Consider the following 12,403-nt stretch of genomic DNA (forward strand, 5'->3'; position numbering starts at 1 on the left):
ATATGGTCCCATAGGACAGCGGGTGTCATATCGTCGACATTCCGAATCGCCGATCGAGAGCCGGTCAGTTGTCGGTGGCAGTGGCCAACGCCCACAAGCCTTCCGTCCCGGCGGCGGTGGCGTACTCGGTCAGCATCTGGTCCCAGTGCGCAACCGAGCCGTACTCCGAACGCCACGACAACGCGGGCATGGTGAACTCGTGCAACCGATGCTCGAGCGTGGTGCCGATCGCGCCGTGTACCTGGTGCGCGTTGCGCACCACCACCGAAGCGGCATGCCCGGCACACGAACGTGCCACGGCGACAAGGAAATACAGGTGCGACGACGACCATCCCGATCGCAGCGCCTCAGCCAGGGCACCGTCGGTGGCCGCTCGGGCCAGCGCCGATTCGGCAGCGATGTCTGCCACCAGATTCTGCACCGCCTGAAACTTGGCCAGCGGCCGGCCGAACTGGATGCGTTCCCGGGCGTGCGCCACCGACAGCTCCAAGATCCGGTCCAGCGCCGCGCAGACCTGAACGGCGCGTACCATCGCAGCGCGTTGCATGAACTGTTCGACTACGGTGGCAGGCACCGGGTTTCCGGACAGGGCCGCAAGGCTGGCCCGGATGTCGTCGCGCGGCTCCCCCGCGTTGTTGTGTCCGGCGGTGACCGCCAGCGACGTGGTGTCCACATCGGCCACCCGGCCACCGGAGCCGTCGCGCCAGAGCAGCACCACCCGTTCCGAGTCAGCCGCCCATGGCACACCTCGGGCGACACCGTCGGCGTCGAGCACAGCCGCGGTACGTCGGGCGTCGTCGATCTCCAGCCCTGCCGTCTCCAACAACCAGCAGGCCAGCAGATCATGTTCGGCCAGCGGGATTTTCACCCCGTGCCAGGCGGCAGCGCGCAACAGCTCGACCGCCTCGGGCCAGCCGGCGCCGCTACCGCCGGATTCCTCGGACCCGGTCAACCGGACCAGGCCGAGTTCGCCCAGCCGGCCCCACAATTCGGCGATGGCCTCATCGGGTGCGTGTTGCTCGCGATGCGCGGCGAAAACCGCCGACATCATCTCGACCAGTTCGGCGTCCGCGACGTCCACTAGCGCATCCCCAATCCGCGGGCGACAACCCCGCGCAACACCTCGTTGGTACCGCCGCGGAGGGTGAACCCCGGGCGCTGCACCACCGCATCGGCCAGCATCGCGTCATACCCTTCGTCGCCGGTCTCACCGAGAACATCGGCGAAATCAGCGATGTCACCCTCGGTGGCGGTTCCCAGCACCTTGACCACGGCCGCAGCGGTGTCGGCCGGTTCGTGGCGCTCCAGCGCACCAGCCACCGCCATCGACATCTGGTGCAGGCCGGTGATACGGGCCAGGTACCGCCCCAGGTCGGTATGGTGCGGCAGCGATCCGTCGCGCATGTGCGTGGCCATGTCGGCCAGCAACGGGAACGTCGACAGGAAACGTTCGGGCCCGCTGCGTTCGAAGCTCAGCTCAGAGGTGACCTGCTGCCAGCCGTTGCCGATGGTGCCGAACACCATGGCGTCGGGCACGAACACCTCATCGAGGATCACCTCGTTGAAATGGTGCTTGCCGTTCATCGAGATGATGGGCCGGATTTCGACGCCCGGTGCGCGCAGGTCCACGATGAACTGACTCAGCCCGTCGTGGCGGTGGGCCGGATCCACCGGCGCACTGCGGGCCAGGCAGATGAACGCGTGGGCCAGATGCGCCCCTGAGGTCCATACCTTGGCCCCGGTGATCGCCCAGCCACCGTCCACCTGCACGGCCTTGGTGCGCACGCTGGCCAGATCCGACCCGGAGTCCGGCTCACTCATCCCGATACCGAAGTAGCACTCGCCTTTGGCTATGGCGGGCAAGAACTTTCGCCGCTGCTCCTCGGTCCCGTACTTGAGCAACGACGGAACGATCTGGCGGTCGGCGATCCAATGCGCCCCCACTGGCGCCCCGGCCGCCAGGAGTTCCTCGGTGACCACGAATCGCTCCTGATGACTGCGCCCCTGCCCGCCGTATTCGACCGGCACCGTCATGCCCAGCCACCCCCGGGCGGACAGCGCCCGGCTGAAGTCCTCGTCCCAACCCGTCAGCCAGCTGTCGGCATACCGGCCGATCGTTCCGGCCCGCTGCTGTTCGGCGACGAACTGCCGCACTTGCAGCCGCAACTCGTCGAGCGCATGCGGGTTGCCGGTTACCGGCGGCACCATCCTGGTCATGTTCAGCTCCGTCCACTGCGGATTAGCAACTTACCGCCGCACGCCCGAGACCTGCGTCACCGCGGGCATGAGACGGCGGTTCAGCTACGTTATGTGCACTATGACTGCTACTCCGGCTTTGACCATGTACACCACGACCTGGTGCGGCTACTGTTCGCGACTCAAGACCGCGCTCAAGTCAGAGGGCATCGCGTGGACCGAGGTCGACATCGAGCAGGATCCGGCCGCCGCCGAGTTCGTCGGCTCGGTCAACGGCGGCAACCACGTCGTGCCGACCGTGAAGTTCGCCGACGGGTCGACACTGACCAACCCCACCATCAAGCAGGTCAAGGCCAAGCTGGGCTGAGGCGCTACCGGCGACCTCAGTCCAGCGCGGCCCAGGATTCGATGATCTCGCGGGCAATCGAGATCGATCCGGGAAGCAACAGCCGCGATCCGGAACTGTCGGCCGCACCCCAGTCACCCTGATCCAGGGCCTCACGGATCTCGGCCCGGGTGAACCAGTCGGCCTCGGCGATCTCGCCATCGTTGAACGAGAACGGCTGCTGTGGGTCGCCGATGGCGTGGAAGCCCACCATCAGCGACCGGGGAAACGGCCACGGCTGGCTGCCCAGATACTGCACATCGGTGACCGTGAGGCCGACCTCCTCGGCGATCTCTCGCACCACACAGGTCTCGAACGACTCACCCGCCTCGACGAATCCGGCCAGGATCGAGAACAACCGCTCGGGCCACGCCGTCTGCCGGGCCAGCACCGCACGGTCGTGGCCGTCATGGACCAGACAGATCACCGCCGGATCGATCCGCGGGAACTCCTCGTGACCGCTGACCGGATCGACCCGCGACCAGCCGCCTTTCGCCGACCGCGTCACCGCACCGTCGACCGCGCTGAACCGCGCCCGGTCATGCCAGTTCAGCAGCGCCGTCGCGGTAGCCACCAGCTGCGCACTGACGTCGTCGAACACCTCGCCGGCCCGACGTAGATCGAGCACCTCGGCCGGTGCGTCGGGATCGTCGGGCCCCTCCAACGCGCTGCGAATGCCCCAGACATGCCGGCCATCGACCAACCGCCCCAGGAACACCGCGTGCTCGGGCGGTTTGTCGGTCCCCAGACTGGAGGCTTTGCCGAGCACCACCTGGCCGCCCGAGATCAGTACCTGGTTACGTCGGTCGACGCGCAGCAGCAGCGCGTCCGGCCAGCCCTCGGTCGCGGCATCGATGTCGGTACGCAGGGCATCGGCCCGATCGGCCCCGACCCGCGAGAGCAGCGGGACGTTGCGCAGTCCGAAGGTAAGGCGTTCGGTCATCGCTCAGCGTCCGCGCTGCGGATGTACAGCAGCCGGTCTCCGAACTCCAGTGCATCCACCTCCGGCGCATCGACCCGCACCAGCCGGCCCGCACGCACCACGCCCAGAACGATGTCGTGCAGATGGCGGGGCGAGCCGCCCTCCTCCTTGGGAGTCACCTCGCGTTCGGCGATGGCGAAACCGGCATCGGGGGTCAACAGATCCTCCATCATCTCCACCACGCTGGGGGTCTGCGTCGCGATACCGAGCAGCCGGCCCGCGGTCTCCGACGAGACCACCGTGGAATCCGCGCCGGACTGCTTGAGCAGATGCAGGTTGTCCGACTCCCGCACCGCGGCGATGATCTTGGCCTTGGGCGCCAGTTCCCGGGCCGTCAGCGTGACCAGCACCGCGCTGGCGTCATCGTCGGCGGCAACGATGATCGACTTGGCATGTTGCGCACCGGCCAGCCGCAGCACACCGGAATTGGTGGCATCGCCGTGCACGGTCACCAGCCCAGCGCCCTTGGCCCGTTCCAGCGCGGCCGCGTTCTCGTCGACGACGACAATGTCGGCCGGGGAAACCTCATCACCGACCATCGCGGCGACCGCCGTCCGGCCCTTGGTGCCGTATCCGACGACGACAGTGTGGTTACGCACTTTGTTCCTCCATCGCTGAATCTTCAGCGCCTGCCGGGATTGGGTGGTCAGGGTTTCCACGGTGGTACCGATGAGGACGATCAGGAACGCCACCCGCAACGGCGTGATCACCAGGACGTTGACCAGACGTGCACCCGGCGTGAACGGTGTGATGTCGCCATAGCCGGTCGTCGACAGGGACACGGTCGCGTAATAGAGGCAGTCGAGGAAAGACAACCCGTTGCCCTGGGCGTCCTTGTAGCCGTCCCGGTCGAAATAGACGATGAACACCGCCGCGAACAGCGCCAGCAATGCGTAGATGACCCGCCGGAAGATGCGCTGCCCCGGGCTGATGAACGGCTCGGGGATACGTAACACGTCGACGAGCGCGGCGTCCGGGCGCGAAGTCACGTTCGAGTCGATCGCGGCGAGGCGGCGCCGCAGCCTGCCTTTAACCACGCGACCCCATCACCGAGCAAGGCGCCCCGGGACGCGCCGGGATCAATCCGATCAGACGCACGCAACAATGTAACCATGACCGCACCCAAGGCTCAGCGGATCTCCGCCGCACCCGCCGCCCAACGCATGGCCGCCCTGCTCCTGGGTATGGGCGCACTGCACTTCGTCGCGCCCAAACCGTTCGACACGATCATCCCGACCGAGCTGCCCGGCAGCGCCCGCTTCTACACCTACGCCTCCGGGGTGGGCGAGCTGGCGACCGGAGCCTTGCTGGCAGTGCCCCGCACCCGCCGGCTCGGCGCATTGGCTGCCGTCGCGCTGTTCCTCGCGGTGTTCCCGGGCAACCTGAACATGGTTCGGCTGTGGTGGGACAAGCCGTGGCCCATGCGGATCGTGGCCATCGCGCGGCTACCCCTGCAGATCCCGATGATCACCTCGGCGCTACGGGTGTACCGCAACTCGTAGCTTCCGGCCCGGACCGTCGCCGGAGGGCAGAACCGCTGAGCAACAGCCTGATTCGTTGCCCTCACAGCCTCGAAGGCCCGCAAGCGCCAAGTTTGGCAAGGCTATCGTTGCTGGTGGCGCCCGGTCCTCGCCGATATCGTCGGAGCGTGACGAACACCGGCCACCCGTCCGAACCGCACGTGGGTTCCCTGTCGTCGAAGCTGAATTGGCTTCGCGCCGGGGTGTTGGGCGCCAACGACGGCATCGTCTCCACGGCCGGCATCGTCGTGGGCGTGGCGGCCGCCACGGTGCAGAAGGCGCCGATTTTCACTGCCGGAGTCGCCGGCCTGGCCGCAGGCGCGGTGTCGATGGCGTTGGGTGAGTACGTCTCGGTGAGCACCCAACGGGACACCGAACGCGCCTTGCTGCGCAAGGAACGCCGCGAGTTGCGCGACGATCCGGCCGCCGAACTCGACGAGCTGGCTGCGCTATACGAGGCGAAGGGGTTGTCGAGCGCAACCGCGCGCACGGTGGCCGAGGAGCTTACCGACCACGATGCGTTTGCCGCGCACGCGGAGGTGGAACTGGGCATCGACCCCAAGGATCTGACGAATCCGTGGCAGGCTGCCGCGTCCTCGGCCCTGGCTTTCACCATCGGTGCGCTGTTGCCGCTCATCGCGATCCTGGTGCCGCCCACCACGTGGCGGGTCCCGGTCACCGTGGTGGCCGTGCTGCTGGCACTGATGGCCACGGGGGCGGTGTCGGCGGGGCTGGGCGGAGCGCCGAAGGGACGGGCAGTGCTACGCAATGTGATCGGCGGCGGTTTGGCCCTCGTCATCACGTATCTGATCGGCCTGTTGGTGGGTACCGCCATCACCTGAGGTTCGCCGGCGGCGTCAGGACTCCTGTGCGGGTTCTGTCGCGGAGGTCCTCTGGTCGGTCAGCAGTGCGACGAGTTCGTCCTCGTCGGGAAGCGACGCGGGGCTGACCGTCTGCCCCGAGCGCACATAATGGAACGCGGCCCGCACCGATTCCGGCGGGCAGCCCTGCAGTGCCGACCAGGCCAGGCGGTACACCGCGAGCTGAACCGCCGCCTGCGCCATGGCTTCCGGTGTGGCCGGGGGTTCACCGGTCTTCCAGTCCACCACGGTGGTGGTGCCGTCCTCCTGCGCGAACACCGCGTCGATGCGACCACGCACCACGATGGTGCGGCCCTGCCCGATCGCCATGTCGAACGGCACCTCCACCTCGATCGGAGTGCGTGCTGCCCACGGCGACATGACGAACGCGTCCTGCAACTCGGACAACTCGGCTGCGTTGGCCCGCCCACTGTCGCTGTCTACCGCACCGGGCAGATCATCGAGGTCGAACAACCGCTCAGAGTGGAAGAAACGTTGCACCCACTCGTGAAAAGCGGTTCCCAACAGGGCATGCGGATCAGGACGCTGCGGCAACCTGCGGCGCAGACGCTGCAACGCACCCTGACGATCGCGGCTGAGCTCGACCAGTGTGCTGACCGACAGCTGACCGGGGAGCTCCACCGGAGCGGCCTGCGGTGGCCGATCTCGTTCGGCCAGCAAGGCATCGACGTCGGCGGCCCAGCCTTCCTGATCGGCGCTGCTCTCGTGCTGTTCCCCGGCGGTCAGTACCTGCGTCACCAGCTGTGCGCCCCGGTCGACATCAGAAGCCCGCGCCGCAGGAGCGGGCCAGCTGGCTTCGACCGTCTTGTCCCGCAACGGGTTGACCTCACCGCCCGGCGGATCCGGCGCCCACTGCTCGACCTCCCCGCATGGATGGCCCTGCGCAGCTGCGTCCTCCATGATGGCTTTGATCTCACACAGGAACTCCGATGGACCACGCGGCTTGCTCTCCGTCGCACCCCAATGGTGTCCGGAGATCAGCAAGGTGTCCTCGGAGCGGGTGATCGCGACGTAGAGCAGCCGGCGTTCCTCGTCGACGCGCCGCTGTTCGAGGCTTCTTTTGTGATCGGATATCTTGTCCGACAAGATCTTCCGGTCGTTGACGTCCGACGTGTCGAGCACCGGCACACCGAGCTCTGATTCGGTGGCGCGGTCACCGCGCAGCAGCGGGGGCAGGTCCGACGGGTCCGTCAGCCACGTCCGGGCCGATGCCGTCGACGGAAACACCCGGCCACTCAGATGTGGCACCGCCACCACCTGCCACTCCAGCCCCTTGGCGGCGTGCACGGTGAGGATCTGCACCCGGTCCTGCGACACCGTCAGTTCGGCAGGGGCCAAGCCGTTTTCCACCTCGGACGCCACATCCAGATACGCCAGTAGTGCGAGCACCGACCCGCCGGGCCGACCGGCGAAATCGGCCACGAGATCACAGAAGGTGTCGAGGTTCTCGGTCCCCGTCCAGCCCGCGGTCACGGGACGCGCCGCACGTGCCTCGGCGTCCAGCCCAGTAACCCGCCGCACCTCGGCCACCAGCTCGGGCAGCGGGTGGCTCAAATGCGCACGCAGCATGGTGAGCTCACGGCCGAGGGCCTCGATCCGCTGACGGCCGGCCGGTGAATAGTGCTCGGCGGCACCGGGATCGCAGATCGCGTCGGCCAGACAGGCCGAATCGGCATCCGGCGCGGCCTGTGCCACGATCTCGGCAGGGCTGGGCTCCCCCACCGTCCGGTCATCCAGCTCCCTGGCGCGCCGCCACAATGCGGCGATGTCCCGGGCGCCGAACCGCCAGCGCGGTCCGGTCAAGACCCGCATCACGGCCGAACCCGCTGCTGGGTCGGCGACCAACCGCAGCATCGCGACCAGATCGGCCACCTCGGGCACCGCCAACAACCCGGCCACCCCGACCACCTCGACCGGCACCCCGCGGGCACCGAGCGCCTCGGCCATCGGCGCGGCGTCGGCGTTGCGCCGCACCAGCACCGCGGCGGTGGGTGTGGCCGCGCCCTGGGCCACCGCGCCGTGATAGATCTGGGCCAGATGGTCTGCCACCCAGTCACGTTCGGTCTCGACATCCGACAGCAGTGCGCACCGAATCGTTCCGGGCGCTGCGTCGGGCCGCGGCCGCAATTCGTGCACCGTCACCGAGCGGCGGCGCGCCTCGGCGGACACCGCATTGGCCAGATGCAGGGCGCTCGGCGGATTGCGCCAGCTGGTCCGCAATTCCAGCGTGGGGGCAGGAGTGCCGTCGGCGAGCGGGAAGTCCGTGGTGAACCTCGGCAGGTTCGTCGCGGACGCACCCCGCCAGCCGTAGATGGACTGGATCGGATCCCCCACCGCGGTCAGCGCAAGGCCGTCATCGACCCCGCCGCCGAACAACGCGGACAGCGCCACCCGTTGGGCATGCCCGGTGTCCTGGTATTCATCGAGCAGCACAACCCGGAAGCGTTGCCGCAGTTGCTCGCCGACCTGGGGGAACCTCGAGGCGAGCCGCGCGGCAGCCGACATCTGCATCCCGAAATCCATCACCTTGTCGGCACGCATCCGCTGGTGCAGTGCATCGATCAACGGCACCAGCTCGGTGCGTTCGGTCTGGGTGGCCAGCATTTTCAGCAGCCACTGGCTGGGTCCGCGATCCCGCTGATAGGGCCCGGCCGGCAGAGTGTGGACCAGCCGTTCGAGCTCCACATGGGTGTCGCGCAGCTGGTCGGTATCGACCAGATGCTCGGCGAGCGCACCGGCCAGCCGCAGCACCATGTCGGTGACGGCGGCCGGTGTCTTCTCGATGGCCAGCTCCCCCGGGTGCGCACACACCACCTCGAAAGCCAGCTGCCACAACTCCGTCTCGCTGAGCAGCCGGGTGTCCGGTTCGACGGGCAGCAGCAACCCGTGCTCGCGCAGCAGCGTGCCGGCGAACGCGTGATAGGTGCTCACCGTCGCGGTCTCGTCAGCGCCCCCGGTCGGTGGTGCGAGCCCGGCCCCGGCCAGCCGGGCCAGCCGGGTCCGCACGCGCCGCAACAACTGACCGGCGGCCTTGCGGGTGAAGGTCAGCCCCAGAACCTGTGAGGGAGTGGCATAGCCGTTGGCGACCAACCAGACCACCCGCGCAGCCATCGTCTCGGTCTTCCCGGCGCCGGCGCCGGCAATCACCACAACGGGCCCCGGCGGTGCGGCGATCACCGCGGCCTGTTCTTCGGTCGGCGGGAACAGACCGAGCGCAGTGGACAGCTCGGCCGGGCTGTACCGCACGCCGGCCGCAGCAGTGGACGTCACGGTCGCTCCCCCACAGCCTGGGCCGGGCACGATGACCGCACCGGGCAGTTCGCGCAGCCGTCGTTGATCCGGGCTGCGAACCGCGGCCCGGCCGTGGCGGCGGCCGCGGTGGCGACGGTGCCCAACCAGTCTGTCCGGGTGTCGGGTGTCATCGGATCCTGTTCACGTTCGGTGGCGCCGGCCGCCCCCGCCTTGCCCAGGTATACCAACCGGCCCCCACCCGGCTCCTCGCCGTGCGGCAACAGCCCCGCGGCGACCGCAAGTTGATAGGTGGCCAACTGGGCGTGCTTTTGTGCGTCGTCCTTGGTGACCGGGCTCTTGCCGGTCTTGAGATCGACCACGACGAGCCGGCCCGCCTGGTCACGCTCGAGTCGGTCCAGCCGGCCCCGCACCTGCACGCCAGGGCCGTCGGGCCCCGGTTCGACGATCACGCCGTCGACATCGATCTCCGTGGCGACCTCGGTCAACTGCCCCCGGGAGTCCTCGCGCCACCGGGTGAAGGTCTCGAGCATCGCCCGGTGCCGCGACAACTCATTGTCCGAATACCACTTCGCCTCGAAAGGCAGGCCCTCCCAGACCGTTTCGAGGTCGTTGATCAGCTGGCTCTCGGTCTTACCGGAATCGGAGACCAACGCGTGCAACAACGAGCCGACGGTGGAGCGCACATCACGCCCGTCGCTGCCGCCGTGCCGCTCCAGCAGCCAACGCAGCGGGCAGTCGGTGAGCATCTGCAGTGTCGACGGCGACAGCGTGACCACATGTTCGGGGTCCGACCACAGCGGCTCCTCGGTGGACAGCGCGGTCATGGTGTGCCATTGCGAGGGGTCGGCCCCGGGCACTCCGGCTGCGGCCAGCCGGGCCAATTGCGTTGCCGCGCACGACCGCGAGTCGTCGTCGACCGCGCCTTCGTGCGCACACACCACGGCCCGCAGCCGGCCCACCACAGCCGAGGACAGCAGTACCCGCGGGGCGGCCAACGGCGGCAGCGGCACGTATTCGGTTGCCACCTCGGCCAGTTCGGCACAGAACGGCGAAGGCAGCAGCGATTCGTCGCCACCGTCGCTGTCGACCGCGGTCACCAGCAGCCGGGTGCGGGCCCGGCCCATGGCAGCCATCATCAGCCGCCGTTCCTCGGCGAGCAGCGGCGCGCGCGTCGACACCGCACGATCATCCGGCGCGGCCACCCCGTCGAGCACATCGACGAGGTGTTGCGTGCCCAGGATGCCACCCCGTGGAACGGTGTTGGGCCACAAACCTTCCTGCACGCCGGCGATCACCACGAAGTCCCATTCCCGGCCGAGTGCGGCGTGCGCGCTGAGCACCGCCACCGCGTCGGTCTGCGGGTCGGCTTCCGAAGCCGACATCGACGGTCCCAAGTTCGCGACGTGGTCCACCAGCCCGCGCAGCGTCGCTCCCGCCGTTCGGCTCACATACTGGTCGGCCACATCGAACAATGCCGTCACCGCGTCCAGATCACGGTCGGCCTGTGCTCCGATGGTGCCGCCCCGCTCGCTGGCGGCCAGCCAGCGCGGCTGCAAGCGGCAGGCATTCCAGGCCTGCCACAGGATGTAGCGCGGATCGGCGCCCTCACGCTGGCTGCGGCGGGCAGCTGACAACACCGACCGCAGCCTGCGCAGCGGCTTGGCATGCTCAGCCGACAAACCAGCCGGCTCAGTATCGATCGCAGCGATCAGCAGGTCGGTGAAATCCCTTGGCGGCGTGGAGCCGTCGACGCGCCGCAAGGCCCGGCGCAACTGCCGCAGAGTCACCGGGTCGACGCGGCCGATCGGACCGGTGAGCAGGCTGACCGCACCGTCGCCGTCCAGCCGACCGGACGCCGTCGCCTCCAACACGGTAAGTAGGGCCGCCACCGCCGGCTGCTGCGCGAGCCCCAGATCGGGGCCCGCGGACTGCACGGGCACGCCGGCCCCGCTCAGCGCCCGCGCCAGTGCGGCGCCCACCCGGGGGATCGAGCGCACGACGACCGCCATCTGCGACCACGGCACCCCATCCATCAGGTGGGCGCGCCGCAGGGCGTCGGCGATGAATGCGTTCTCGGCGTGCGGCGTGGCGGCCATCCGCAGGGTCACTTCACCCTGACCGCGCTCGGGATTGCCCGCCAAGGCTCGCGCCGGACCGACACCGGGCAGGCGGCGGGCGACACCCGAGATCGCCGCTGCCACCGCAGGGGCACAGCGGTGCGACCGGTTCAGGGTGATGGCCGGAACAGCATCCCCGTTGTCGTCGCGCAACAACGCCGGATCGGCGCCCCGGTAACCGAACACCGACTGGTCCGGATCGCCCGCGATGACCGTCAGACCCGCGCGGGCGCCCAACACCCGAACCAGCAGGGCGGCCTGCGGATCGAGATGCTGCGCATCATCGACCAACAGCAGGCTGATCCGCGCACGCTCGCCCGCCAGCAGATCGGCATCGGTACCCAGTGCATCCAACGCCGCACCGACGAGCTCGGCTGCCCCCAATGCCGGCACGGTGGCCTGCGGTGCGGCCATGCCGACTGCCGACCGCAACAGCATGATCTGCTCGTAGGCCTGCGCAAACCGGCCGGCCGCCAACCATTCCGCCCGCCCGGCCGAGCGGCCCAGCCGTTGCAGGGCACGCGGATCCACCCCACGCTCGGTGCAGCGGGCCAGCAGATCACGCAGTTCGGTGGCGAAACCCGCGGTGCTCAGCGCCGGCCACAACTGCTCGGGCCAACCCACGGGTGAGTTGGCACCGTCCTCCAGATCGCCGGCCAGCAGCTCACGGATGATGCCGTCCTGCTCGGCAGTGGTGATCAGCCGGGGCGGCGGATCACCGTTGCGCTGGGCTGCCAGCCGCAATACCGCAAAGGCATAAGAGTGCACGGTGCGCACCAGCGGTTCCCGCACCACGCCGTGCGTTCCTGCCCCGAGCAGTCGCGCGGTGATGGCGGCCCTGGCCTGCGAGCCCAATCGGGCCGACCCGGTCAACAACAACACCGACTCGGGATCGGTGCCGGCCGCGATGTGCTCGACCGCGGTGTTGACCAACAGCGAGCTCTTTCCGGTGCCCGGACCGCCCAGCACCCGCACCATCCCGTCGCGGCCGGGTGCCAGCAGCTCAGTGCCCGCCAGGGTGGGCTGGAGGTGTTGTGCGGTCATGGAATGCATGACACCAGAAGGGACCG

9 protein-coding genes are annotated in these 12,403 nt (G+C 68.8%); 3 read left to right on the plus strand and 6 right to left on the minus strand.

The features are described 5' to 3' along the window. Positions 1-64 precede the first annotated feature (64 nt). Entirely contained in the window at positions 65-1,051 is a 987-nt protein-coding gene (locus BKG60_RS29300; RefSeq protein WP_070944533.1) for an acyl-CoA dehydrogenase family protein, read from the minus strand. Positions 1,052-1,080: 29 nt separating this feature from the next. Further along, positions 1,081-2,217 carry an acyl-CoA dehydrogenase family protein gene (locus BKG60_RS29305; protein ID WP_374243378.1) on the minus strand — a complete coding sequence of 379 codons (1,137 nt, stop codon included), beginning with the start codon at positions 2,215-2,217 and terminating at the stop codon, positions 1,081-1,083. A 100-nt stretch (positions 2,218-2,317) separates the two neighbouring features. Here BKG60_RS29305 and mrx1 point away from each other — a divergent pair, with 100 nt between their 5' ends. Continuing rightward, complete coding sequence (gene mrx1 / locus BKG60_RS29310) at positions 2,318-2,563, plus strand: mycoredoxin Mrx1 (RefSeq protein ID WP_070184543.1); 246 nt, start codon at positions 2,318-2,320, stop codon at positions 2,561-2,563. Positions 2,564-2,579: 16 nt separating this feature from the next. Here the strand turns inward: mrx1 and nudC are convergent, their stop codons facing one another. After that, positions 2,580-3,524: an NAD(+) diphosphatase gene (nudC, locus tag BKG60_RS29315; protein WP_070184542.1), complete on the minus strand. Its 945-nt coding sequence runs from the start codon at positions 3,522-3,524 to the stop codon at positions 2,580-2,582. Further along, positions 3,521-4,600: a potassium channel family protein gene (locus tag BKG60_RS29320; RefSeq protein ID WP_070184541.1), complete on the minus strand. Its 1,080-nt coding sequence runs from the start codon at positions 4,598-4,600 to the stop codon at positions 3,521-3,523. Before BKG60_RS29320 ends, nudC begins: the two co-directional genes overlap by 4 nt. A gap of 75 nt (positions 4,601-4,675) precedes the next feature. On the opposite strand from BKG60_RS29320, the gene BKG60_RS29325 reads away from it, so the two are divergent. Further along, on the plus strand, positions 4,676-5,065 hold the full coding sequence (locus BKG60_RS29325) for a DoxX family protein (RefSeq protein ID WP_070944506.1): 390 nt from the start codon (positions 4,676-4,678) through the stop codon (positions 5,063-5,065). Between the two features lie 146 nt (positions 5,066-5,211). Then, positions 5,212-5,925, plus strand: coding sequence for a VIT1/CCC1 transporter family protein (locus BKG60_RS29330; RefSeq protein WP_070184539.1), 714 nt, complete (start codon positions 5,212-5,214; stop codon positions 5,923-5,925). Positions 5,926-5,940: 15 nt separating this feature from the next. Here BKG60_RS29330 and BKG60_RS29335 read toward each other — a convergent pair whose 3' ends face one another. Together BKG60_RS29335 and BKG60_RS29340 are read right to left on the minus strand one after the other, a co-directional pair. Next, a complete protein-coding gene (locus tag BKG60_RS29335) occupies positions 5,941-9,291 on the minus strand; it encodes an ATP-dependent helicase (protein ID WP_083339227.1) in 3,351 nt (1,116 codons plus the stop codon). Next, complete coding sequence (locus tag BKG60_RS29340) at positions 9,231-12,377, minus strand: ATP-dependent helicase (RefSeq protein WP_075910325.1); 3,147 nt, start codon at positions 12,375-12,377, stop codon at positions 9,231-9,233. The genes BKG60_RS29335 and BKG60_RS29340 overlap by 61 nt, the downstream gene beginning before the upstream one ends. Positions 12,378-12,403: the final 26 nt, after the last annotated feature.

The organism is Mycobacterium syngnathidarum (genome assembly GCF_001942625.1).
Classification (GTDB): domain Bacteria; phylum Actinomycetota; class Actinomycetes; order Mycobacteriales; family Mycobacteriaceae; genus Mycobacterium; species Mycobacterium syngnathidarum.